The sequence below is a fragment of the Mycobacteriales bacterium genome, from assembly GCA_035995165.1.
GTDB lineage: Bacteria > Actinomycetota > Actinomycetes > Mycobacteriales > CADCTP01 > CADCTP01.
In genome coordinates, this window is record DASYKU010000031.1 from 41,382 (window position 1) to 64,145 (window position 22,764).

The 22,764-nt window shown below is 74.3% G+C and carries 20 protein-coding genes and 1 pseudogene; 7 read left to right on the plus strand and 14 right to left on the minus strand.

Going from position 1 to position 22,764, the window contains the following annotated elements; translation table 11 throughout:
- Positions 1–58: 58 nt before the first annotated feature.
- Genes VGP36_05705 through VGP36_05715 form a run of 3 tightly spaced genes read right to left on the minus strand, consistent with a single transcriptional unit; the run spans position 59 to position 3,672 of the window.
- Entirely contained in the window at positions 59–979 is a 921-nt protein-coding gene (locus tag VGP36_05705; GenBank protein HEV7654219.1) for an ABC transporter permease, read from the minus strand.
- Positions 976–1,980, minus strand: coding sequence for an ABC transporter permease (locus tag VGP36_05710; protein HEV7654220.1), 1,005 nt, complete (start codon positions 1,978–1,980; stop codon positions 976–978). Before VGP36_05710 ends, VGP36_05705 begins: the two co-directional genes overlap by 4 nt.
- 9 nt (positions 1,981–1,989) lie before the next feature.
- A complete protein-coding gene (locus VGP36_05715; GenBank protein HEV7654221.1) occupies positions 1,990–3,672 on the minus strand; it encodes an ABC transporter substrate-binding protein in 1,683 nt (560 codons plus the stop codon).
- 273 nt (positions 3,673–3,945) lie between these two features.
- On the opposite strand from VGP36_05715, the gene VGP36_05720 reads away from it, so the two are divergent.
- Positions 3,946–4,635: an ACT domain-containing protein gene (locus tag VGP36_05720; GenBank protein ID HEV7654222.1), complete on the plus strand. Its 690-nt coding sequence runs from the start codon at positions 3,946–3,948 to the stop codon at positions 4,633–4,635.
- 439 nt (positions 4,636–5,074) lie between these two features.
- Here VGP36_05720 and ligA read toward each other — a convergent pair.
- Positions 5,075–7,147: pseudogene (gene ligA, locus VGP36_05725) on the minus strand (NAD-dependent DNA ligase LigA).
- Between the two features lie 443 nt (positions 7,148–7,590).
- Positions 7,591–8,604 carry a methionine synthase gene (locus tag VGP36_05730; GenBank protein ID HEV7654223.1) on the minus strand — a complete coding sequence of 338 codons (1,014 nt, stop codon included), beginning with the start codon at positions 8,602–8,604 and terminating at the stop codon, positions 7,591–7,593.
- A 53-nt stretch (positions 8,605–8,657) separates the two neighbouring features.
- Here VGP36_05730 and VGP36_05735 point away from each other — a divergent pair, with 53 nt between their 5' ends.
- On the plus strand, positions 8,658–9,350 hold the full coding sequence (locus tag VGP36_05735; GenBank protein HEV7654224.1) for a helix-turn-helix domain-containing protein: 693 nt from the start codon (positions 8,658–8,660) through the stop codon (positions 9,348–9,350).
- A 36-nt stretch (positions 9,351–9,386) separates the two neighbouring features.
- Here VGP36_05735 and mnmA read toward each other — a convergent pair whose 3' ends face one another.
- The 5 genes from mnmA to VGP36_05760 are packed head-to-tail and all read right to left on the minus strand — an operon-like array spanning position 9,387 to position 14,824.
- Complete coding sequence (gene mnmA / locus VGP36_05740) at positions 9,387–10,484, minus strand: tRNA 2-thiouridine(34) synthase MnmA (protein HEV7654225.1); 1,098 nt, start codon at positions 10,482–10,484, stop codon at positions 9,387–9,389.
- Complete coding sequence (locus VGP36_05745) at positions 10,481–11,650, minus strand: cysteine desulfurase family protein (protein ID HEV7654226.1); 1,170 nt, start codon at positions 11,648–11,650, stop codon at positions 10,481–10,483. Before VGP36_05745 ends, mnmA begins: the two co-directional genes overlap by 4 nt.
- Positions 11,651–11,656: 6 nt before the next feature.
- On the minus strand, positions 11,657–13,036 hold the full coding sequence (locus VGP36_05750) for an MFS transporter (protein HEV7654227.1): 1,380 nt from the start codon (positions 13,034–13,036) through the stop codon (positions 11,657–11,659).
- Positions 13,037–13,073: 37 nt separating this feature from the next.
- On the minus strand, positions 13,074–14,033 hold the full coding sequence (locus tag VGP36_05755) for an electron transfer flavoprotein subunit alpha/FixB family protein (GenBank protein ID HEV7654228.1): 960 nt from the start codon (positions 14,031–14,033) through the stop codon (positions 13,074–13,076).
- An 11-nt stretch (positions 14,034–14,044) separates the two neighbouring features.
- Entirely contained in the window at positions 14,045–14,824 is a 780-nt protein-coding gene (locus VGP36_05760) for an electron transfer flavoprotein subunit beta/FixA family protein (protein ID HEV7654229.1), read from the minus strand.
- Between the two features lie 308 nt (positions 14,825–15,132).
- Here VGP36_05760 and VGP36_05765 point away from each other — a divergent pair, with 308 nt between their 5' ends.
- Together VGP36_05765 and VGP36_05770 are read left to right on the plus strand one after the other, a co-directional pair.
- Complete coding sequence (locus VGP36_05765) at positions 15,133–15,888, plus strand: class I SAM-dependent methyltransferase (protein ID HEV7654230.1); 756 nt, start codon at positions 15,133–15,135, stop codon at positions 15,886–15,888.
- Positions 15,885–17,369 (plus strand): 1,4-alpha-glucan branching protein domain-containing protein, encoded by a 1,485-nt coding sequence (locus VGP36_05770; GenBank protein HEV7654231.1) that lies wholly within the window; start codon positions 15,885–15,887, stop codon positions 17,367–17,369. Before VGP36_05765 ends, VGP36_05770 begins: the two co-directional genes overlap by 4 nt.
- 1 nt (position 17,370) lies before the next feature.
- Here VGP36_05770 and VGP36_05775 read toward each other — a convergent pair whose 3' ends face one another.
- Complete coding sequence (locus tag VGP36_05775) at positions 17,371–17,571, minus strand: hypothetical protein (GenBank protein HEV7654232.1); 201 nt, start codon at positions 17,569–17,571, stop codon at positions 17,371–17,373.
- Positions 17,571–17,780 carry a hypothetical protein gene (locus VGP36_05780; protein ID HEV7654233.1) on the minus strand — a complete coding sequence of 70 codons (210 nt, stop codon included), beginning with the start codon at positions 17,778–17,780 and terminating at the stop codon, positions 17,571–17,573. Before VGP36_05780 ends, VGP36_05775 begins: the two co-directional genes overlap by 1 nt.
- Positions 17,781–17,869: 89 nt before the next feature.
- Between VGP36_05780 and VGP36_05785 the strand changes: the two genes are divergently transcribed.
- Both VGP36_05785 and VGP36_05790 read left to right on the plus strand, forming a co-directional pair.
- On the plus strand, positions 17,870–19,384 hold the full coding sequence (locus tag VGP36_05785) for a DUF885 family protein (protein HEV7654234.1): 1,515 nt from the start codon (positions 17,870–17,872) through the stop codon (positions 19,382–19,384).
- Positions 19,385–19,437: 53 nt separating this feature from the next.
- Complete coding sequence (locus VGP36_05790; GenBank protein HEV7654235.1) at positions 19,438–20,283, plus strand: DivIVA domain-containing protein; 846 nt, start codon at positions 19,438–19,440, stop codon at positions 20,281–20,283.
- 6 nt (positions 20,284–20,289) lie between these two features.
- Here VGP36_05790 and VGP36_05795 read toward each other — a convergent pair whose 3' ends face one another.
- Positions 20,290–20,520 carry a hypothetical protein gene (locus tag VGP36_05795; GenBank protein HEV7654236.1) on the minus strand — a complete coding sequence of 77 codons (231 nt, stop codon included), beginning with the start codon at positions 20,518–20,520 and terminating at the stop codon, positions 20,290–20,292.
- A gap of 181 nt (positions 20,521–20,701) precedes the next feature.
- Between VGP36_05795 and VGP36_05800 the strand changes: the two genes are divergently transcribed.
- A complete protein-coding gene (locus tag VGP36_05800; GenBank protein ID HEV7654237.1) occupies positions 20,702–21,976 on the plus strand; it encodes a glycosyltransferase family 4 protein in 1,275 nt (424 codons plus the stop codon).
- On the opposite strand, the gene VGP36_05805 is transcribed toward VGP36_05800, so the two are convergent.
- The gene (locus VGP36_05805; GenBank protein HEV7654238.1) at positions 21,973–22,719 is read right to left on the minus strand and encodes a hypothetical protein; all 747 of its coding nucleotides are present in this window, start codon (positions 22,717–22,719) and stop codon (positions 21,973–21,975) included. The genes VGP36_05800 and VGP36_05805 overlap by 4 nt on opposite strands.
- Between the last annotated feature and the right edge of the window lie 45 nt (positions 22,720–22,764).

The following is a 22,764-nucleotide window of genomic DNA, read 5'->3' on the forward strand; positions in this document are numbered from 1 at the left end:
CGCGCCTCCGATGTCCGCACCGGCCGCGCCGGAAGCGCCGGGGGCGGCATCGGCCGCCTCACCGGCGGAACTTCGGGTCGAGGGCCTCGCGCAGCGACTCGCCCAGCAGCGTGAACCCGAGCGCGGCCAGCACGATCGCGATGCAGGGGTAGAACGCCAGCGCCGCCCGCGTGGAGAGCAGGTTCTGCGCGTCGGAGAGCATCTGCCCCCACTCCGGCCGGGTGTCGTCGGGGTTGCCCAGGCCGAGGAAGGACAGCGCGGCCGCGTCGATGATCGAGGTCGCCAGCGTCAGCGTGGCCTGCACGATCACCGGGCCGAGCGAGTTGGGCACGATGTGCGAGAGCACCACGGTCCGGCGTTTCAGCCCGATGCTGCGGGCGGCCAGCACGTAGTCGGCCTCGCGCTGGGCCAGCATCGACCCGCGCAGCAGCCGGGCGAAGATCGGCACGTTGACGATCGCGATCGCGATCATCACCGAGGTCAGCGACTGGCCCAGGATGACCGAGATCGTGATCGCGGTGAGCAGGCCGGGGATCGACAGCATCAGGTCGGTCACCCGCATCAGCGCGTTGTCGACCCGCCCGCCGAACGCGCCGGCCAGCCCGCCCATCAGCAGCCCGATCGTCAGGCCCAGCAGGGTGGAGACCACGCCGACGAGCAGGGACTGGCGGGAGCCGTAGAGCAGCCGGGCCAGCTCGTCGCGGCCGAGCTGGTCGGCGCCCAGCGGGAAGCCGGGCCGCGGTCCGGGGGCCGAGCCCGGGCGGACCTCGTCGAGCAGGATCTGGTCGTTGGGGTCGTGCCCGGCCAGCAGCGGCGCGAAGATGGCGACGAGGATGAACGCCAGCACCAGCAGCGCGCCGAGGATGGCGATCGGGTTGCGGCGCAGCCGCTTGAACGCCTCGTTCCACCGGCCGCCGGCGGACTCGTCGCCGGCGAAGACACCGGCGCCGGCGGCGTCGACCTGGGTCGCCGTCGTCATCGCACCCTCACCCTCGGGTCGAGGACGCCGTACAGCAGGTCGACGACCAGGTTGATCAGCACGTACAGCACCGCGATGACGAGGATCGCCCCCTGCAGCACGGCGTAGTCCTTGTTGATGATCGCGCTGTAGATCTCCTGCCCGATACCCGGGAACGCGAACACCGTCTCGGTGAGGATCGCGCCGGACAGCAGCAGGCCGAGCTGCAGGCCGATCGTGGTGACCACCGGCAGCATGGCGTTGCGCAGCACGTGCCGGCGCCGGATCACCGCGGTGGTCAGGCCCTTGGCCTCCGCCGTGCGGACGTAGTCCTCGTTCACCACGTCCAGGACCGCGGCCCGGGTGATCCGCACGATGATCGCCAGCGGGATCGTGCCCAGCGCGACGCCGGGCAGGATGAGGTGCTTGACCGCGTCCCAGGACGCGTCCAACTCGCGGGTGATGAGGCCGTCCAGGACGAAGAAGTTCGTCACGTGGGTGGCGTCGATGCGGACGTCCTGCCGGCCCGAGGGCGGCAGCCAGCCCAGCTTCACCGCGAAGAGGTACTTGAGCAGGAAGGCCAGGAAGAACACCGGGATCGTGACCCCGACGAGGGAGCCGATCACGGACAGGCTGTCCAGGATCCCGCCCTGCCGCCGGGCGGCGAAGTAGCCCAGCGGGATCCCGATGCCGATCGCGAAGATCAGCGCGGCGGTGCTCAGCTCGATGGTGCCCGGGAACTGGGTTCGCAGCACCTCGGTGACCGGCCGTCCGGTCTGGATGGAGTCACCGAAGTCGAGCTGGAGCACCTGCTTGAGATAGCGCCAGTACTGAACCCAGATCGGCTGGTCGAGCCCGTACGCGCGGTTGACCGCGGCGATCCGGTCCGGGGTGGCGCGCTCTCCCAGGAGGGCCGAAGCCGGCCCTCCTGGGAGGAGACGCAACCACGCGAACAGCAGGATCGACAGGCCGAGCAGGATCGGGATCAGCTGCAGCAGACGCCGTACGACGAAGCGCAGCATCCCGGTCCGTTACTGGCCGGAAGTGAAGACCAGCGAGAAGTCGTCGTTGAGCACGGGGCTCGGCACGAAGTCCTTCACGTTGGACGCGACGGCCACCGACGGCGGCGAGTGGACCAGCGGGACGGCCGGCACGAAGTCCATGATCTGCCGGTTGACCCCCTTGTACGCGTCCGCCCGCTGGGTCGCGTCCGGAATCGCGTCCGCCTTGGCGATGGCGTCGAACAGCGGCTTGTTGGTGAAGCCGAAGTCCGGCTTCGGCCGGCCGAAGAACGTGCCGTCGAAGTTGTACGCGTCGTTGTAGTCACCGGTCCAGCCGAGCAGGTGCAGGTCGGCCTTGCCGGTCTGCACGCCGGTCAGGTAGCCCGAGTTCCACACCTTGGCGACCGGCGTGATCTTGATGCCCGCCTTCTGCAGGTCGGCCTGGATGACCGAGAAGATCTGCTTCGGGTCCGGCATGTACGGCCGGCTCACCTCGGTCGGCCACCAGAAGTTCAGCGTCAGGTTCGACTCGCCCGCCTGCGCCAGCAGCGCCTTGGCCTTGGCCGGGTCGTAGTTGTACGTCGTGACGTCGTCGGCGTACCCGGCGACCTCCGGCGGCATGAACTCCTTGGCGACCTGCGCGGCCGGCGGGAAGCTCGACTTGACCAGCGCGTCCCGGTTGATCGCCAACGCGATCGCCTGGCGGACCAGGGGCTTGGCCAGCGCCGGGTTCTTCTGGTTCATCCCCAGGTACAGGATGTTGAACGGCGGCCGGTCGAGGATCTGCTCGCCCGCGGTCTTCAGGCCGCTGATGTCGCCGGGCGCGACCAGGTCGTACCCGTCGATGGAGCCGGCCTGCAGCTCCTGCTTGCGGGCGTTGTTGTCCGGGATGACCTTGAAGACGATCTTGTTGATCTTCGCCTTGTCGCCCCAGTAGTTCGGGTTGGCGGTGATCGTCACGGTCTTCTGGGCCTCGTCGCGACCCGCGAACATGTACGGACCGGTGCCGGTCGGGTGCGCCTGCGCGTACGACGGGTACTGGAAGGTGTCGCCGGAGGCGGTGACCTTGTCGCCGTCGTACTTCGCCAGCGCGGTCGGGCTCTGCATCGCGAACGAGGGCAGCGCCAGCGCCGCGGGGATCCGGCCGGTCGCGCTGGTCAGCGAGAGCTTCGCGGTCTCACCGGAGGCGGTGCAGGACTTGTAGAGGCTGCTGGGCAGGTCGGCACTCTCGTTCTTCGCGAAGCCGCCGAACGTGTCCTGCCAGTACGTCGAGACGTCGGGGCTCTGCAGCGCGCCGGTGAAGTTGTACCAGCGGTTGAAGTTGAAGCAGACCGCGTCGGCGTTGAACGGGGTGCCGTCGCTGAACTTCACGCCCTGGCGCAGCGTGAACGTCCAGTCCTTGCCGTCGGGGCTGCTCTCCCACTTGGTGGCCAGCGCCGGCTCGATGTCGGCACTGCCCTCCTTGGTCTTGACCAGGCCCTCGAAGACCTGCTTGAGCACTCGGAACGTCTCACCGTCGGAGGCGAACGCGGGGTCGAACATCTTGGGGTCCCCGGCCGCACCGAATACGAGAGTGTCCTTGCTGCTGGTCTGGGCACCGTTGCCACCGGCCGCGTCGTCGCTGCGATCGCTCTTCGCGCAACTGGAGACGGCGACCGACAGGGCCGCGACCGCAGCGAGGACGATCGCCCTCCTCGCCTTCGTACCAAGCATGTGGGCTCCACTGGTCTCGGGATCACCGACAACCCGGGCGGCGCCGGGGCTATATGGCGTCACCCTAGCGCCGCCTTTGGACTGACCGAAGCGGGTGCCGGGCACGGTCTGGTCACGACTGGGCGGGTTCAGCGGTGCCCCACCGCCTCCGTGCAGCCGTCTCGCGGTCGCTGTCCGGACTCCTCCCGGCAACGTCCGATACCGGACGACGTGGTCAGGGGTAACACGCTGTAAACATCGGTGCGGCACGCTGGCCGGCGGAGGTGACCCGGCGTGTCCTACTTGCTGCGCGTTCTGCTGCCGGATCGGCCCGGCATGCTGGGCGCGGTCGCGTCGGCGCTCGGTGAGGCCGGGGCCGACATCCTCAGCGTCGACGTCGTGGAGCGCTCCGCTGGGGTCGCCGTGGACGACCTCATCGTCGAGCTGCCGCCCGGGAAGCTGGCCGACACGCTGGTCAGCGCCGCGGTCTCGGTGCCGGGGGTGAGCGTCGAGTCGATCCAGCGCTACTACGCCGGGTCGGGGGACGCGCACCGCGAGCTGGAGCTGCTGGAGGCGCTGGCGACCTCGCCGGAACGCTCGGCCGAGCTGCTCGTCTCCGGGGCGCCGCGGATCTTCCGGGCCGGCTGGGCGGTCGTGGTCCGGTACGACGAGCGCGGGCCGCTGGTCGAGGCCGCGTCGCCGGCCGCGCCGGACCTGGCCGATGTCGACCTGCCCTGGTTGCCGCTGGCGCGCGTGCAGGTGCTGGACCCGACCGCGCGCTGGGTGCCCTCGGACTGGGGCACGCTCGGGACGGAGCTCGCGGCCGCGCCGCTGGGCGACCCGGACCGGGCCGTGCTGGTCGGCCGCCCGGGCGGGCCGGCCTGGCGCCCGGCCGAGCTGATGCGGCTGGCGCACCTGGCCGGGATCGCGGTCACGGTCGCCGCCCAGGCCGCACCGCCACCCCAACAACGCACCCGCCGCTGAGCGGGTGGCGCGACCCTCGTCGCGGCCCCGGCACCTGCTGGGCTCAGGGTCGGCGCGGGCCCGCCGCCGCTGACGAGCGGCGACGCTAGGGCGCCGCGGCGGCCTTCTTCGCCACGGCTTTCCTGGCGGGCGCCTTCTTGGCGGCAGCTCGCTTGACCGGGGCCCTCTCGCCGGGTTTCTCGTCGGAGTCGGCCTGCTCGGCGACCTTCTTCGCGGCGGTCCTCTTGGCCGGCTTCTCCTCGGGGTCGGCCGGGTCGGCGGCGTTCTCGGGCGGCTTCTGGTCGGCATCTGCCGGGTCGGCAGGTGCCTTCTTCGGCGCGGTCTTCTTGGCCGGTTTCTTGTCGGCGTCGGCGTCGGCGGGGTCGGCAAGGGGCTTCTTGGCGGGGGTTTTCTTGGCGGGCTTCTCGGGTGGGGCGGGTTTGGTGGCGATTTCCAGCGCGGCGTCGGGTCCGTCGGCGAGCAGGACCGCGAAGCCGGCGTCGTCCAGGATCGGGACGCCGACCTGCAGCGCCTTGTCGTACTTGGAGCCGGGGCTCTCGCCGGCGACCACGAACGACGTCTTCTTCGACACCGAGCCGGTGACCTTCCCGCCGCGGGTCTGGATCGCGTCGGTGGCGTCGTCCCGGCTGTAGTCGGCCAGCGATCCCGTCACCACGACCGTGATCCCGACCAGCGGCCGCGGCCCCTCGTCGGCGCCGGCGTCCTCCATCCGGACCCCGGCCTCGGCCCAGCGCCGGACCACGTCGGTGTGCCAGTCGACCGCGAACCACTCCCGGACCGCCTCGGCGATCGTCGGCCCGACCCCGTCGGCGGCAGCGAGCTCCTCGTCCGAGGCCGACCGGATCGCGTCCATCGAGCGGAACTCCCGGGCCAGCGCCTGGGCCGCGGTCGGCCCGACGTGCCGGATCGACAAGCCGACCAGCACCCGCCAGAGCGGCCGGTCCCTGGCCGCGGCCACGTTCTCCAGCAGCCGCAGCGCGTTCGCGGACGGGGTGCCGTCCTTCTTGCGGAACAGCTCGGCCTGGGTCAGCCGGTCGACGTCGAGGAAGAACAGGTCGCCCTCGTCGGCCAGCACCGGCTCGCCGCCGTCCGCCGGGATCCGGGTCAGCGCGATCGCGGCCTCGTACCCGAGGGCCTCGATGTCGAACGCGCCCCGCCCGGCGACGTGGAAGACCCGCTCCCGCAGCTGCGCGGGACACGACCGCGAGTTGGGACAGCGGATGTCGACGTCGCTCTCCTTCTCCCGGCGCAGCTTCGTGCCGCACTCCGGGCAGTGCGTCGGCATCACGAACTCGTACGCGCCCGGCGGATGCTCCCCCACCGGCGCGACGATCTCCGGGATCACGTCGCCGGCCTTGCGCAGCACGACGGTGTCGCCGATCCAGACGCCCTTGCGGCGGACCTCGTTCTCGTTGTGCAGGGTGGCCAGGCCGACCGTGGAGCCGGCCACGACGACCGGCTCCAGCTGCCCGAAGGGCGTGACCCGGCCGGTGCGCCCGACGTTGACCTTGATGTCGAGGAGCTTGGTGTTGACCTCCTCCGGCGGGTACTTGAACGCGATCGCCCAGCGCGGCGCGCGCGAGGTCGAGCCGAGCCGCCGTTGCAGCGTGAGCTGGTCGACCTTGACCACGACGCCGTCGATCTCGTGCTCGACGTCGTGCCGGTGCTCGCCGTAGTAGGAGACGTAGTCCTCGACCTCGTCCAGGGTCCTGACCACCCGGACCCGGTCGGAGACCGGCAGGCCCCAGCCGGCCAGCAGCTCGTACCAGCCGCTCTGCCGGTCGGGCGCCTTTCCCTGGTGGGCGCCGACGCCGTGCAGCACGAGCCGGAGCGGGCGGGTCGCGCTGACCCGCGGGTCCTTCTGCCGCAGCGAGCCCGCGGCCGCGTTGCGGGGGTTGGCGAACGCCGCCTTCCCCGCCTCGACCAGCGACTCGTTGAGCTTCTCGAAGCCGGCCACCGGGAAGTAGACCTCGCCCCGGACCTCGAGCAGCTCGGGGATGTGCTCGCCGGTCAGCTGGTCGGGCACGTCGTCGAGCGTGCGCAGGTTGGGCGTGACGTCCTCGCCGGTCCGGCCGTCGCCGCGGGTGGCGCCGCGGACGAGCCGGCCCTTCTCGTACACGAGGTCGATCGCGAGGCCGTCGACCTTGAGCTCGCAGAGGTATTCGGCGCCCGCGCCGGCGTCGCGCTCGACGCGCTGCGCCCAGGCCGCCAGCTCGTCGCCGGAGAACGCGTTGTCCAGGCTCAGCATCCGCTCGACGTGGTCGACCGGGGTGAACAAGGTCGAGTACGTCCCGCCGACGCGCTGGGTGGGCGAGTTCGGCGTCCGGAGCTCGGGGAACTCGTCCTCCAGCGCCTCGAGCTCGCGCATGCGGACGTCGTAGTCGTGGTCGGAGAGGGTGGGTCGGTCGAGGACGTAGTAGCGGTATTGCGCGTCGTCGATCGCCTGCGCCAGCTCCGCGGCCCGCTCCCGCGCCTCGGGCGTCGCCCGGCGTGGCTCGGCCGCCGGCGGCACGGCCGGCAGGTCCTCCCCGATCTCACTCACCCGAGCACCGTATCCGCCGCCCCCGACAATTCGGGCCCACGGCGGCGTGCGCCGCCGCCTCGCCGCATCCCGCACGGCCGCACGGCCGCACGGCCGCACCCGAGCGGGTCCGGGCCGGCGGCGCCGAGCCGGACCGGCCGCCAGTCGGGCGCCCGGCGGCCAATCGGGCCTCGCGCGGCGACCAGTCGGGGCGCGCACCGAGCGGCCGCACGCCGGCGGCGCCGAATCGGACCGGCAGCCAGTCGGGCGCGCCCGGGGACCAGTCGGGGCGCCCGGCCGCCGGTCGGAGCGCGGCCAGTCGGGGCGCGGCCAGTCGGGGCGCGGCCAGTCGGGGCGCGGCAATCGGGCACGGCCAGTCGGGGCGTGGCGAAGCCGCGGAGGACCGGTCGGAACCGCCGCGAAGCCGCGGAGGATCAGCCTTCGGGGTCTTCGGCCAGGGCGTGGGCGGCTTCGCGGACGCGGCGCATCGCGGCGCGGGCGTACGGCGGGGACGCGCCGGCGAGGCCGCAGGCCGGGGTGAGGACGACGGCGGTGGGGAGCAGGGTGGCGGGGAAGCCGAAGCGGCTCCAGATCCCGCGGACGGCCCGGACCGTGTCGCCCAGGTCGCCCAGCTCCGCGTCCGTACCCGGGACCACGCCCAGCCAGAGGCCGAGCCCGGCCTCGACCCCGGTGCCGATCGCCTCCTCGTCGACGGTCTTGAGCAGCGACGCGTCCAGCGAGACCGCGCCGACCCCGGCGTCCCGGAACAGCTGGACCGGCGGCCGGGGCGCGCAGCAGTGCGCGACCGTACGGACGGCGCCGGCCGAGGTCGCCGCCGTGATCACGTCGATCAGCCCGTCCCGCGCGACCTGCTCCTCGATCGTCCGCAGCGTGCCGAACCCGCTCGCGGTCGGTACCTGCCCGGTCAGCACCGCCGGCAGCCACGGCTCGTCCAGCTGCAGCACGATCTGCGCGTTCGGCAGCCGTCCGGCCAGGTCGGCGACGTGCCGCCGGACCCCCTCGGACAGCGACTGGATCAGGTCCCGGACCGCGCCGGGATCGGAGACGGCCTTGTCGCCGTAGTGCAGCTCCAGCGTCGACGCGAGCGTCCACGGGCCCACGACCTGCAGTTTCAGCGGTCCGGCGTAGTCCTGGGCCAGGTCCTCGAGGGTGTCGAGGTCGCGGGCGAGCAGGTCGGCGGCCCGGCGGGAGTCGCGGCCGGGGTGGTCGACCAGCCGCCAGCCGGAGGGCTGCACGTCCACCGGCAGGTCGACCAGGAACGTCGCGCCCCGCCCGACCATGTCGGCGCCGACCCCGCGGGCCGGCAGCTCCGGCACGTGCGGCATTCCGGGCAGCTCGCCGAGCACGATCCGGACCGCCTCGGCCGGATCCGTCCCGGGCAGCGAGCCGATCCCGGTCGCCACGCCCGTCCACTCCACCTCGGTCACAGGCGGACCCTAGTCCGAGCAAATCTGTCGGTGCGGCCGGGCAGGATGCAGGCATGTACGCGGAGGCGGCACCCCCGGCGGACCTCGCCGGCCACCTGCGCTGTTCCTGGACCCGGGTCACCGGCGGGTCCGGGACGGTGCTGCCCGACGGCTGCCTGGACCTGATGTGGGTCGGCGGCGCGCTGATGGTCGCCGGGCCCGACTCGGTGGTCGCCCGCAGCGAGGTGCGGCCCGGGGTCGAGATCGCGGCGGTGCGGTTCCGGCCGGGCGCGGCGCCGGCCGTGCTGGGGCTGCCCGCGTCCGACCTGCGGGACCGGCGGGTGCCGCTGGCCGAGCTGTGGGCGGACGGTGCGCTGCTGGAGCGGCAGGTGTCCGACGCCTCGGATCGGGTCGCGGAGCTGACCGACGCGGTCCGGCGCCGGTTGGCCGACGCTCCCGCGCCGGATCCGGTCGCGCTGGCCGTCGCGGGGCAGCTCGGGCGCCGGTCGGCCGGGGTGGCCGGGCTCGCGGCCTGGACCGGGCTGTCGGAGCGGCAGCTGCACCGGCGCTGCCTGACCGCCTTCGGGTACGGCGCGAAGACCCTGGACCGGGTGTTGCGGCTGCAGCGGTTCCTCGCGCTGGGCCGGTCCGATCCGGACGCCGGGCTGGCCCGGCTGGCCGTCGAGGCCGGCTATGCGGACCAGCCTCACCTCACCCGCGACTGCCACACCCTCGCCGGAACGACGCCGGCCCGCCTCCTCCGCTGAGCGCGCGGGCGCGGCTCAAGCCGGGACGACAGAGGCTCAGGCGCGGACGACAGAGGCTCCGGCGGGGACGGGGATCGGCGCGGTGGCGGAGATGGTGGCGGAGCCGAGGACGGCGTCGTCGTCGTAGAGGACGACGGCCTGCCCGGTGGCCACGCCGCGTACCGGCGAGAGCAGCCGGACCTCGACCGAGTCCGGGCCGACCGTGACGGCCGCCGGCACCGGCGCGGCGTGCGCCCGCAGCTGGGCCAGGCACCCGAAGGACGACGACGGCACCGACCCGGACGTCCAGACCGGACGCGAACCGGTGACCGACCCGACGTCCAGCCGCGACCCCGGGCCCACCGTCACGGTCCCGCCGACCGGCTCGATCGACAGCACGTACCGGGGCTCGCCGTCGGGACGGTCCAATCCCAGCCCGCGCCGCTGGCCGATCGTGAACCCGTACGCGCCGTCGTGCCGGCCGACCTCGGCCCCGGTCTCGGCGTCGACCAGCGCCCCGGGCCGGTCGCCGAGGGCCCGCTGCAGGTAGCCGCGGGTGTCACCGTCGGCGATGAAGCAGATGTCGTGCGAGTCGGGCTTGTCGGCGACCGCCAGCCCGCGCGCGGCGGCCTCGGCCCGCACCGACTCCTTGGTCGAGGACCCGAGCGGGAAGACCGCGTGCGCGAGCTGCGCCGCGGTCAGTACCGCCAGCACGTACGACTGGTCCTTGGCCGGGTCGACCGAGCGCCGCAGCACCCCGCCGTCGAGCCGGGCGTGGTGTCCGGTGACGACCGCGTCGAAGCCGAGCGCGAGCGCCCGGTCCAGCACCGCCGCGAACTTGATCTTCTCGTTGCAGCGCAGGCAGGGGTTCGGGGTCCGGCCGGCCGCGTACTCCGCGACGAAGTCGTCGATGACGTCGGCGTGGAACCGCTCGGCCAGGTCCCAGACGTAGAACGGGACGCCGAGCACGTCCGCGGCGCGGCGGGCGTCGCGGGCGTCCTCCAGCGTGCAGCAGCCACGGGCGCCGGTCCGGGTCGAGGCGGGGTTGCGGGCCAGCGCGAGGTGCACCGCGGTCACGTCGTGCCCGGCGTCGACCGCGCGGGCCATCGCGACGGCCGAGTCGACCCCGCCGGAGACGGCGGCGAGCACCTTCATCGGGACGCCGCCAGCACGGCCCGCCGGGACCGCTCCACCGCCCCGGGCAGTACGGCCAGCAGCGCGTCCACGTCGGACGAGGTCGAGCTGTGCCCGAGCGAGAACCGCAGCGAGCCGCGGGCCAGCTCCGCTTCCGCCCCCATCGCGAGCAGCACGTGGCTGGGCTGCGCGACGCCGGCCGAGCAGGCCGACCCGGTCGAGCACTCGACCCCGCGCGCGTCCAGCAGCATGAGCAGCGAGTCGCCCTCGCAGCCGGGGAAGGCGAAGTGCGCGTTGCCGGGCAGCCGGTCGGCCGGGTCGCCGGACAGCACCGCGTCCGGTACCCGGGCCCGTACGCCGGCGACGAGCTCGTCCCGCAGCTGCGCCACCCGGGCCATGGTCGCGGGCCGGTTCGTCACCGCGGCCTCGGTCGCGACCGCCAGCCCGACGATCGCGGCGGTGTTCAGGGTGCCCGAGCGGACCTCGCGCTCCTGCCCGCCGCCGTGCAGCAGCGCCGCGCACTCGACGTCCCGGCCGAGCAGCAGCGCGCCGGCGCCGACCGGCCCGCCGAGCTTGTGCCCGGTCAGCGCGAGCGCGTCCGCGCCGGACGCGCCGAAGTCGACCGGAACCGCCCCGACGGCCTGCACCGCGTCGGTGTGGAACGGCACCCCGTGCTCGGCCGCGATCGCGGCCAGCGCCGCGATCGGCTGCACCGTGCCGACCTCGTTGTTGGCCCACATCACGGACACCAGCGCGACGTCGTCCGGCTCGGCCAGCGCGGCGCGCAGCGTCTCCGGCCGCACCCGCCCGTACGGGTCGACCGGCAGCCAGGTGACCAGCGCACCCTCGTGCCGCTCCAGCCACTCGACCGAGTCGACGACCGCGTGGTGCTCGATCGCGCTGACCAGCAGCCGGCGGCGGCGCGGGTCGGCGGCCCGGCGGGCCCAGAAGATGCCCTTGACCGCGAGGTTGTCGGCCTCGGTCCCGCCGCCGGTGAAGACCACCTCGTACGGCTTGGCCCCGACCACGGCGGCCAGCCGTTCGCGCGACTCCTCGACGACGCGACGGGCCCGGCGGCCGGCGGCGTGCAGCGAGGACGGGTTGCCGGTGTCGCGGAAGGCGGCGGCGACGGCCTCGGCCGCCTCCGGCAGCATCGGGGTCGTCGCGGCGTGATCCAGGTAGTGCATCACCGATCAGCGTACGACTTCGGTGTCCGGCCGGCGTGAGGCCGCCCGGACAGCCGGCCGGGCCCGGCCGGCCAGCACGACCCCGGCCAGCGCGACCGCGGCCATGGCCAGATCCAGGGCGGCGGCGGCCCGGTTCAGCGGCAGCAGACCGCGGGCGCTGGCGGCCACCAGCGCGCCGCCGAGCCCGATGCACAGCGCGCTGCCGACGCCGTCGGACAGCTGCAGCGCGGAGGAGTTCACCCCGCGCTCGGCCGGCGGGCTGAACGACAGCAGCAGCACCGAGACGCTCGACATGCCCAGCCCCATCCCGGCGCCGCCGGCGATCCAGACCGGGTAGATGACCCAGGCCGGCGACCAGGGCTGGGCGACCACCGCGAGGCCGGCGGCGGCGATGAAGATGAGCACGAAGCAGGCCCGGATCAGCCGGTGCCGGGGTACGTGCCCGTGCCGGCCCTGCCAGTACGACGCGGCCGACCAGCCGAGCGCGCCGACCGTCAGCGGTACGCCGGCCGCGGTCGGCGAGTAGCCGTGCACGAGCGTGAGGGTCAGCGGCACCAGCGACTCGATCGAGGTGAACACCCCGGCCATCAGCCCCCGGAACGCGACCACGGCCGGCACCCCGCGCCGGACCGCGCCGGTCCCCCGCGGCAGCAGCGAGCGCAGCGACACCACCAGCAGGACCAGTCCCGCCAGCAGCACCGGCACCCGCACCCAGGACAGGTCCTGCAGCGCCCACTGCACGGCCGCCACCCCGAGCGCGGCGCCGACCGCGGCCACCCGGCGGGCCCGGCGCGGCGGGACCGGATGCTCGGGCCGGCGACTGCGCCGCAGGGTCGGCGTCAGCGACGCCAGCGCCGTCACCACCAGCGGGACCAGCCCGAGGAAGACCCAGCGCCAGCCCGGCCCCTGCGCCAGCGCGCCCGCGATCACCGGCCCGATCAGCGCGGGCAGCACCCAGGCGGCCGAGATCGCGCCGAAGACCTGCGGCCGCAGCTGCTCCGGGTACTGGTCGCCGACCATCACGGTCATGACCACGATCAGCAGCCCGACCCCGACGCCCTGCAGCGCCCGGCCGAGGAGGAACACGCCCATGTCCGGCGCGAACCCGGCCACCAGCAGCCCGGCCAGGAACGACGCGGTGCCGATCAGCACCGGCGCCCGCGGGCCGAACCGGTCGCTCAGCTCGCCCGAGATCACCATGGCCACCATCGAGGTGACCAGCAGCGCGCTGAACGACCAGCCGTAGTAGGCCAGCCCGTTCAGCTCCCGGACCGCGGTCGGCAGCGCGGTCGCGACCGCCACCGCCTCGAACGCGATCAGGCTGATCAGCCCGACGATCCCGACCGTCGCGACCCGGTACGGGCGCGCGAAGATCCCGTCGGTCATGCCCCGAACGTAACCCGCGGGTACGCCGGGAGCCGCCTCAGTTCTTCCGCTTGCCGACCTCCTCGGTCAGCTGCGGGACGACCTGGAACAGGTCGCCGACGACGCCGAAGTCGACCAGCTCGAAGATCGGCGCCTCGGGATCCTTGTTCACCGCGACGATCGTCTTGGACGTCTGCATGCCGGCCCGGTGCTGGATGGCGCCGGAGATGCCGACCGCGACGTACAGCTGCGGGGAGACGGTGACGCCGGTCTGGCCGACCTGGTTCTGGTGCGGGTACCAGCCCGCGTCGGTGGCGGCCCGGGACGCGCCCACGGCCCCGCCGAGCGAGTCGGCCAGCGCCTCGACCAGCACGAAGTTGTCGCCGGAGCCCATCCCGCGGCCGCCGGAGACCACGATCGAGGCGTCGGTGAGGGCCGGGCGGCTGCCTTTCTCCTCCACGACCCGCTCCAGCACGGTCGCCCCGCGGGCGGCGTCGTCCAGGGTGACCTCGACCGACCGGGTGCTCGCCTCGGCCGGGGCGGCCTCGGCCGTGACCGAGTTCGGCCGCACCGTGATGATCGGCGTGCCGGTCTTCACGCGGGACTTCACCACGACCGCGCCGCCGAAGACGCTCTGGGTCGCGGTGCCGTCGCCGTCCAGGCCGACGGCGTCGGTGAGGATGCCGGACCGGGTCCGGATCGCCAGCCGGGCCGCGATCTCCTTGCCCTCCGCGGACGAGGCCAGCAGCACCGCGGCCGGCGACTCGGACGCCACCAGGTCGGTCAGCACGGCCACCTGCGGGGTGACCAGGTGCTTGTCGACCGCGTCGGTCTCGGCGACCACGACCGTGCCGGCGCCGTACTCGGCGAGTTTGCCGGTCAGGGCCGCCGCGCTGCCGGGTGCGCCGACGACGACCGCGACGGGCTCGCCGATCGTGCGGGCCGCGGTGAGCAGCTCCAGCGTGACCTTCTTGACGGTGCCCTCGGCGTGCTCGACGAGGACGAGAACGGATGCCATCTCCCTGCCTCCTAGAGCAGCTTCTGGGCGGCGAGGAACTCGGCGATCTTCGCGCCGCCGTCACCCTCGTCCTTGACGATCTGACCGGCCTGCCGGGGCGGCCGCGGGGTCATCTCGAGCACCTCGCTGGTCGCGTTGGCCAGGCCCACCGAGCCGGCGTCGAGGCCGAGGTCGGCCACCGTCACCGTCGTGACCGGCTTCTTCTTCGCGGCCATGATCCCCTTGAACGACGGGTACCGCGGCTCGTTGATCTTCTCGACCACGCTCACCACGGCCGGCGTCGCGCCCTGGACCCGGTCGTAGCCGGTCTCGGTCTGCCGCTCGATCGTGACAGTGCCGTCCTCGACCGTGACCTTGCGGGCGCCGGAGAGCTGCGGCAGGCCGAGCTTCTCGCTCAGCATCGCGGCCATCACCGACAGCCGGGCGTCGGTCGACTCCGACCCGAGCACCACCAGATCGAAAGGAATGGTGCCGAGCGCCGCGGCCAGCGTCTCGGCGGTCTGCACCGCACAGGAGCCGTGCAGCGCCGGGTCGCTGACGTGCACGGCCTTGTCCGCGCCCATCGACAGCGCCTTGCGGATCGTCTCGGCCGCCCGCTCGGGGCCCATCGTGAGGACGGTGACCTCACCGCCGTGGGCCTCCTTGAGCCGGAGCGCCTCCTCGACCGCGTACTCGTCGATCTCGTTCATGACGGCGTCGACCGACTCGCGGTCGAGCGTCTTGTCCGTCTCCTGGAGCTTGCGCTCGGCCCAGGTGTCGGGCACCTGCTTGACCAGTACGACGATGTCCACGTGCTCGGTCCTCCTCCACCGTGAGGTGCGCCGATGTTACTCACAAGTAGGTCGACGACGGCCGGTGATCCTGCTCACCGGCCTGCCCGCCATAGGTTATTTCATGCGCAGGGTCATCGGGCCAGCGCCGGGACCAGTCTGGCGTACGCGGCGCCGGGCTGAGCTGCGAGGTCAGGCGGGCGGGTGGCGAACCTCACGGCGCGACCAGAGAGGGCAGGTCCTTGTCGTCCACCGGTCCAGCACGGCCGGCGACGCGGCGTCCACAGTGGACGGCGGCGCGCACGCGCGGAAGATGCGCGACTTGCCCGATGTGCGAGGCTTCGTCGGTGCATCCGACCCTCCAGCTCACCGGAGAGCGCACCCTGCCGGGCATCCCGGCGGAGAACTACTGGTTCCGCCGGCACGAGGCCGCGTACGACGCGGTGCTTCCGTTCTGCCTCGGCGCGGTCGTCCTGGAGGCCGGCTGCGGCGAGGGGTACGGCGCGGACCGGATCGCCACGGTCGCGCAGACCGTGCTCGGCCTGGACTACGACCGGGCCGCGGTCGGGCACGTGGCCAGGGCGTACCCGCGGGTGCGGCCGGTGCGGGGCAACCTGGCCGGCCTGCCGGTCGCGGACGGCGCGGTCGACGTCGTCGCCAGCCTGCAGGTGATCGAGCACCTCTGGGACCAGCCCGGCTTCCTGGCCGAGTGCGCCCGGGTGCTGCGCCCGGCCGGCACGCTGCTGCTGACCACGCCGAACCGGCTGACGTTCTCGCCGGAGAACCGGCCGCTGAACCCCTTCCACCACCGCGAGCTGGACCCGGCCGAGTTCACCACGCTGCTGACCGAGGGCGGCTTCGAGGTCAGCCGGCTGCTCGGGCTGCGGCACCGGCCGCGGCTGCGCCGCCTGGACAAGCGGTTCGGCTCGCTGGTCGAGGCGCAGCTGGCCGGGCCGCCCGGGACCTGGCACCCGGAGCTGCGGCGGGCGGTCGCCGGGGTCCGGACCGCGGACTTCGTGCTCGAGCCCGGCGACCTGGACACCTGCCTCGACCTGGTGGCGGTGGCGGTGCGGCGCGCGTCGTGAAGCCGGTCGGCACGTTCTGCCTGGTGCTGCACACCCACCTGCCCTGGGTCGCGCACGCCGGGGCCTGGCCGGTGGGTGAGGAGTGGCTGCACCAGGCGTTCACCGGGTCCTGGCGGCGGGTCCTCGGGCTGCTCGACCGGCTGGCCGCCGACGGCGCCCGGGACGTGCTCACCCTGGGCGTGACGCCGGTGCTGGCGGCGATGCTCGACGACCCGTACTGCCTGCGGGAGCTGCACACCTGGGCCGGCGGCTGGCAGCTGCGGGCGCAGGAGCTGGCCCCGCGCAACCCCGCGCTGGCCCGGTACGAGTTCCGCGCCGCCACCGAATGCCTGGCCGACCTGGAGGACCGCTGGCTGTCCGGCGGCCTGTCCGGCGTGCTGCGGCCGCTGGTGGACGCGGGCGTGGTCGAGCTGCTCGGCGGCCCGGCCACGCACCCCTTCCTGCCGCTGCTGGAGCCGCGGGTCGCGGCGGGTTCGCTGCACGCCGGGCTGGACGACGCGACGCTCCGGCTGGGCCGGCGGCCGGCCGGCATCTGGCTGCCCGAGTGCGGTCACGCCCCCGGCCAGGAGGCCCTGTACGCGGCGGCCGGGGTCGAGCGGTTCGTGGTCGACTCCCCCGCCCTGCGCGGCGACACCGCCGCGGCCCGGCCGGTCGGGTCCACCGACGTCCTCTGCTTCGGTCGCGACCTGGAGGTCAGCTACCGGGTCTGGTCACCGCGGGCGGGCTACCCGGGCGCGCCGGACTACCGCGACTTCCACACCTTCGACCACGCCTCCGGCTTCCGGCCGGCCCGGGTCACCGGCCGGCACGTCCCGCCCGAGGCGAAGCGGCCCTGGGAGCCGGACCTGGCCGCGGCCGCCGTACGCCGGGACGCGGCCGACTTCACCGACACCGTCCGGACCCGGCTGCGGGACCTGGCCGACCGCAACGGCCGACCCGGGCTGGTCGTCGCCGCGTTCGACACCGAGCTGTTCGGTCACCACTGGCACGAGGGCCCGGACTGGCTGGCGGCCGTGCTGACCGCGCTGCCGGCGGCCGGGATCCGGGTGACCACGCTGCGCGGCGCGGCCGAGGACGGGCTGGTCGGGCCACCGGTGGAACTCGGCCGCTCGTCCTGGGGGTCCGGGAAGGACTGGCGGGTCTGGGAGGGGCCGGCCGTGCAGGACCTGGTGCTCGCGGCCAAAGGGGTGCAGGAGCGGCTGCTCTCGACGCTCGACGCGCACCGCGGACCGGTCCGCGATCCGGTGCTGGACCAACTCGTCCGGGAGGCGCTGCTGGCGTTGTCCAGCGACTGGGCGTTCATGGTCAGCCACGACAGCGCGGCCGGCTACGCCCGGGACCGGGCCGCCGGGCACGCCGCCCGGCTGCACGCGCTGGCCGACCGGCTCGACGCCGATGACCGCGCCGGGGCGGCGACCCTCGCCGAACGGCTGCGGGCCGTCGACGGGCCGTTCGGCCACCTCGACGCGCGGCGGTTCTAGTTCAGAACGGCCCGAAGGTGCCGGGGCCGTCGTTGCGCGTGCGCATGTTCAGCTCGGCCTGTGCCACTGCCTGGTCGGGGGTCATCTCCCTCTGATTCCCGATCCGGATGCGAACCCCGCGCCGGCGCGCCTTGAGGTCCTTCACGCCCGCGACGACCAGCAGCAGCACCACGATGCCGGCGAGCCCGAAGAGGATCTCCATCAGAAGCCGCCCGTGTTGCCGGGGAAGTTCCGGACGTCGGAGCCGCCCATCTGCTGACGCATCTGGGCCTCGTACGCGCGCTGGTCGTTGCGGGCCGTCGAGGTGTCGACGCCCTTGTAGCCCATGCCCCGACGGCGGGCCTTGAAGTCGATCACACCCATCGTCACGAGCAGGAGCGCGAGGACGCTCAAGATCCCGATGAGCACCATGGGCCACCTCCGCGACGACAGTGACACGACCATACGCGGCCCCTCTGACCGTGGGAGGCCGCGCGAACGGAATCCCCTAGGGTCGCGTCATGGAGCCGAGACTGCGCGCCCTCTGCGACCTCGGGGTCAGCTGGGCCCGGGAAGGAAGCGGCCGGCACGAGTACGACGGGCAGGTCCAGGACCTCTCCCCGGCCGGCGTCCGCCGGGGCCTGGCCGCGCTCGGCGGCGACCCACTGGCCGACCCGTACGACGAGGCGCTGGTCTCGGCCAAGGAGGCCGAGACCCGCGCGTACTTCGAGGAGCTGCGGCTGCACCGCCGCAACCCGATGCCGCACGTGGAGAACCTCGACGTCGGCGGCTACGACCGGGAGTACGCGCCGGCCGCGGAACGGGCCGCGGCCCGGGCCCGGCACCTGGCCGCCTGGCCGCAGGCCGTGGACGCGTCGATCTCCGCGCTGGACGAGGTCGTGCCGGCGGTCGCCGCCGCCACCCTGCCCGGCGCCCGCGGGCTGGCCGCCGGGCTGGACGAGGACGACCCGGTCGAGGCGGCCGCGCTGGCGGCCCAGCAGCGGTTGGTCGCGCACCTGGAGGCCGCGGCCGGCACCGGCGACAGCGGCGACGGCGCGCTCGGGGCGGCCGCGCTCGGCCCCGACGGGCTCAGCCTGCTGCTGTCCGCGGCCGAGGCCACCGAGGTCGACCTGGCCGCGATGGCGGCCCGGGCCGACGCCGAGCGGGACCGGCTGACGGCGATGCTCACCGAGGCCTGCGCGCGGCTCGCCCCGGGCCGTCCGGTGGCGGAGCTGGTGGCCGAGCTGCAGCGCGACCACCCCGACGCCGAGGGCGTCATCGCCGAGGCCCAGGCGCTCACCGACGAGGTCATCGCCTGGACGACCGAGCGCCGCCTGGTGCCGTACTCGGACGGGACCTGTCTGGTCGGGCCGGCGCCGGAGTCCCGGCAGTGGGCGATGGCGATGATGTCCTGGGCCGCGCCGGGCGAGCCCGACACCCCGTCCTGGTATTGGGTGACCCCGCCGCGGCCGGAGTGGCCCGAGCAGGACCGCGAGGAATGGCTGCAGATCTTCAGCCGGACCACGCTGCCGGCGATCACCGTGCACGAGGTCGCGCCGGGCCACTTCTCGCACGGGATCGCGCTGCGGCACGCGCCCAGCGAACCCCGTCGCGTCTTCGGCAGCAACGCGTTCGTGGAGGGCTGGGCCCACTACGTCGAGGAGGTGGCGATCGAGGAGGGCTTCCACGCCGAGGATCCCCGCTACGTCATCGGCGTCGCGATCGAGGCGCTGCTGCGGGTGACCCGGCTGGCCTGCGCGATCGGGCTGCACGCGGAGGGCATGACCGTCGCCGAGGCCGCCCGCCGGTTCGAGCGGGACGCGTTCCTGGCCGGGCCGGGGGCCATGTCCGAGGCCCGCCGGGGCACGTTCGACCCGACGTACGGGCGCTACACCTGGGGCAAGCTGGAGATCATGGCGCTGCGGGAGCAGGCCCGGGAGCAGTGGGGCGCGGACTTCGACCTGCCGCGCTTCCACGCCGCGCTGCTCGACCTCGGCTCGCCGCCGCTCGGCCTGCTGGGTCACGCGCTCGGCTGAGCCGGGCGGGCGCGGCTGACGGCGCCGGGCCGGTCACGGTAGTGTCCGGCGCCATGGCCTACGGATATGCGGGTCAGGCCGTTGCGGCGCGCCGACCGGAACAGCGGATCAAGGCGTCCGACGTTCGATCCGTGCAGTTCGGGAAGCCCCCCTTCGGCCGCCGCGGGTACGACGAGATCGAGGTCGACGACTTCCTCCGGAAGATCACCGACGCGCTCTCGCAGACCCGCGGCCTGCCCCAGCTCGACCCCGAAGAGGTGCACCAGGTCGCCTTCCGCAAGCCGCGGATCGGCAGCCGGGGGTACGACGAGGACGAGGTCGACGCGTTCCTGGACCTGGTCGAGGCCGAGCTGCGGTGGCGCTCCAGCCCCGAGGGCCAGGCCGAGTCGGCCGGTCCGGCCAGCGGTCCGGGCGGGTACGGCGCGCCTCCGGGCATGGTCGGCCTCGGCGGCGCCGGACCGGTCCCGACCGCGCCGCCGGCCGGCCCGTCGGTCCGGGCGGTGACCGTGGCGCTGCTGGCCGACCGCGGCCGGATGCTGGTCACCGAGCTGCCCGACCCGGTCAGCGGCCGGACGGTCTACCGGCCGCCGGGCGGCGAGATCGCCTTCGGCGAACGCGGCCACGAGGCGGTCCGGCGGGCGCTGCTGGACGACTTCGCCATCCAGCTGACCGAGGTCCGGCCGATGGCGACGCTGGAGAGCATCCACCGCTTCGCCGGCCGCGAGGCGCACGAGCTGGTCCTGGTCTACGAGGTCACCACCACCGACCCGCAGGTCTGGTCGCAGCCGCGGCTGCGCAGCCGGCGCGGGGACCTGACCGCGATCTGGGCGCCGGTGGACATGTTCCGCCGCAACGAGGCGCAGCTGCTGCCGGAGGGCCTGCTCCCGCTGCTGGGCTGACCGGGTTCAGGCGCGGGCGAGCAGCACCACGAGCAGGACGGCGACGAGCGCGGCGCCGATCCCGAGGACGAGCACGGCGGGCGCCAGCCGGCGATCCGCCGCGGCGTTCGGCAGCTGCGTCCGCAGCGGAAGGGTGGCGTGCGACGCGTACGGCTCGGCGTCGGGAGTCTGTTGCTGCCAGGCCGTGTTGGGCGGCGGCGGCGGGACCGGCGGGACGCCCGGCGTCGTGTCGGTCATGGCCGTGCTCTTTCCTTTCGGCGAGTGTCCCGCTGCTGGAGACGCCCGCGCGCCCGCGGACGCGGGAGCGAGCGTAAGCCTCGTGGACCGGATCCGGCTGACGAATACGGAAAGTGATGGGCACCCCCGGCAGGGGACCGCCGCCGGGTCCGTTCCCCACCCTGCGCCACGGGGTGGCACCATGCCGCGGGTGCGCGTGCTGATGCTGTCCTGGGAGTACCCGCCGGTGCTCGTCGGCGGGCTCGGCCGGCACGTGCACGCGCTGGCCGAGGCGCTGGTCCGGGCCGGGCACGAGGTCACCGTGGTCAGCCGGCATCCGGGCACCGCCGGGGTCGCGTACGACGAGGTACGCGGCGGGGTGCGGGTCGTCCGGGTGCCCGAGGACCCGTCGCTGCTCAGCTTCACCGACGACCTGCTGGCCTGGACGATGGCGCTCAACCACACGCTGACCCGGGCCGGGCTCGCGGTCTGCGCCGGCGAGACGTTCGACGTCGTGCACGCGCACGACTGGCTGGTCGCGCACGCCGCCACCACGCTCAAGCACCACCTTCGCGTCCCGCTGGTCGCCACCCTGCACGCGACCGAGGCCGGCCGGCACCAGGGCTGGCTGCCCGGGCCGCTCAACCGTGGCATCCATTCGATCGAGTGGTGGCTGACGTACGAGGCCCGCCGGGTGATCGCGTGCTCGGCGTACATGCGGTGGGAGGTGACCCGGCTGTTCGAGCTGCCGCCGGAGAAGGTCGACGTGCTGCCCAACGGGGTCGACGTCGCGCGCTGGCAGGTCGCGCCGGACCAGGTCGCGGCCGCCCGGCGGCGGTGGGCCGGGGACGGGCCGCTGCTCTCGTACGGAGGGCGGCTGGTGCACGAGAAGGGCGTGCAGGACCTGATCGCGGCCGTGCCCCGGCTGCGGCGGCGGCACCCGGGGCTGCGGCTGGTCGTGGCCGGCACCGGGCCGGCGGCCGAGGAACTGCGGGAGCAGGCCCGGGGGCTGCGGCTGGGGCGGTCGGTGGCGTTCGCCGGGTTCGTGCCGGACGCCGACCTGGCCGCGCTGGTCGCCGCGGCGGACTGCGCCGTCGTCCCCAGCCGGTACGAGCCGTTCGGGCTGGTCGCGCTGGAGGCGACCGCGGCCGGGACCCCGGTGGCGGTGGCCGACGTCGGCGGGCTGGCCGAGATCGTCGCCGACGGGCGGACCGGGGTGCGCTTCGCCCCCGGCGACCCGGCCGCGCTGGCCGACGCGGTCGACGGCGTGCTCGCCGACCAGGTCCGGGCCCGGCGGATGGTGCGGGCCGGGCGGGCCGGGCTCGCGGCCGAGCACACCTGGGCCGGGGTGGCCGAGCGGACCGCCGCGACCTACGCGCTCGCGGTCACCCAGGAACGGGCGCTGCACGCGTCCGGGCGGGCCGCACCCCGGCTCGTCGTCCGCGACGGCAACCTGCTGACCGGGGCGTCGTCCTAGCCCGGGTCCCGGCCGTACTTCTCCTTGTGCAGGTCGCGGGCCTGGCCGACCCAGTCCTCGCGCTCGATCCGGGACCGGAAGTCGCTCAGCTCGGCCCGGACGCGCTCCAGCTCGGCACCGTCGAGCAGGGCCAGCTGGCGGAAGCTGACGATGCCGAGGCCGTGCAGCATCCGCTCCATCGACGGGCCGATGCCGCGGACCGCGCGCAGGTCGTCGGTGACCGCGGGGATCTCCATGGTCGGCATCTCGCTGAACGTCGGCATGGGGATCTGGGTGCTGGTCTCCTCGTCGTCGTACGCCGGGGCGCCGAGCGCGATCGTCGCGGTCTCCCCGTCCACCCCCGTCGGCGCGATGAGCTGCGTCTCCGTCACCTCGTCCACCCCGTCCGCCCCGGGGATGGCCTCGAGAGCGGCCTCGGGCTCGGGCTCGGGCGAAGCCTCGGGCTCAGCCGAGGCAGCGACCTCGGCGGGGGTCTCCGGAGGGGCGGTCGGCTCGGGGGCGGCCGCGGCGAGGGCGTCCTCGTAGTCCGCCTCCTCGACGACGACCAGGTCCGCGTCCGAGGACCCGGCCAGCAGCTCCGCGACCCGCGCCTCGTCCACCGTCACGGTCCCGGCCGGCGGCTCGACGGCGTCCACGTCGGGGTCCGGCAGCGCGGTCAGCCCGGCGTCGGTCGCCAGCACGTCCGCCGGCAGCTCCCCCGGCGGCCCGGGCTCGGCCGGCACCGGGACCGGCGGCGGCTCCACCCACCGCACCGCGGACGACCGCCGGCGCAGCACCAAGTACCACGC

Bases quoted from the DNA above. Each gene is read 5' to 3' on its own strand.
- VGP36_05715 (HEV7654221.1), bottom strand. From the start codon at position 3,672: ATGCTTGGTACGAAGGCGAGGAGGGCGATCGTCCTCGCTGCGGTCGCG.
- VGP36_05785 (HEV7654234.1), top strand. From the start codon at position 17,870: ATGGAGCCGAGACTGCGCGCCCTCTGCGACCTCGGGGTCAGCTGGGCC.
- VGP36_05745 (HEV7654226.1), bottom strand. From the start codon at position 11,650: ATGCACTACCTGGATCACGCCGCGACGACCCCGATGCTGCCGGAGGCG.
- VGP36_05765 (HEV7654230.1), top strand. From the start codon at position 15,133: ATGTGCGAGGCTTCGTCGGTGCATCCGACCCTCCAGCTCACCGGAGAG.
- VGP36_05795 (HEV7654236.1), bottom strand. From the start codon at position 20,520: ATGACCGACACGACGCCGGGCGTCCCGCCGGTCCCGCCGCCGCCGCCC.
- VGP36_05780 (HEV7654233.1), bottom strand. From the start codon at position 17,780: ATGGTGCTCATCGGGATCTTGAGCGTCCTCGCGCTCCTGCTCGTGACG.
- VGP36_05705 (HEV7654219.1), bottom strand. From the start codon at position 979: ATGACGACGGCGACCCAGGTCGACGCCGCCGGCGCCGGTGTCTTCGCC.
- VGP36_05800 (HEV7654237.1), top strand. From the start codon at position 20,702: ATGCCGCGGGTGCGCGTGCTGATGCTGTCCTGGGAGTACCCGCCGGTG.
- VGP36_05735 (HEV7654224.1), top strand. From the start codon at position 8,658: ATGTACGCGGAGGCGGCACCCCCGGCGGACCTCGCCGGCCACCTGCGC.
- VGP36_05755 (HEV7654228.1), bottom strand. From the start codon at position 14,033: ATGGCATCCGTTCTCGTCCTCGTCGAGCACGCCGAGGGCACCGTCAAG.
- VGP36_05710 (HEV7654220.1), bottom strand. From the start codon at position 1,980: ATGCTGCGCTTCGTCGTACGGCGTCTGCTGCAGCTGATCCCGATCCTG.
- mnmA (HEV7654225.1), bottom strand. From the start codon at position 10,484: ATGAAGGTGCTCGCCGCCGTCTCCGGCGGGGTCGACTCGGCCGTCGCG.
- VGP36_05750 (HEV7654227.1), bottom strand. From the start codon at position 13,036: ATGACCGACGGGATCTTCGCGCGCCCGTACCGGGTCGCGACGGTCGGG.
- VGP36_05775 (HEV7654232.1), bottom strand. From the start codon at position 17,571: ATGGAGATCCTCTTCGGGCTCGCCGGCATCGTGGTGCTGCTGCTGGTC.
- VGP36_05790 (HEV7654235.1), top strand. From the start codon at position 19,438: ATGGCCTACGGATATGCGGGTCAGGCCGTTGCGGCGCGCCGACCGGAA.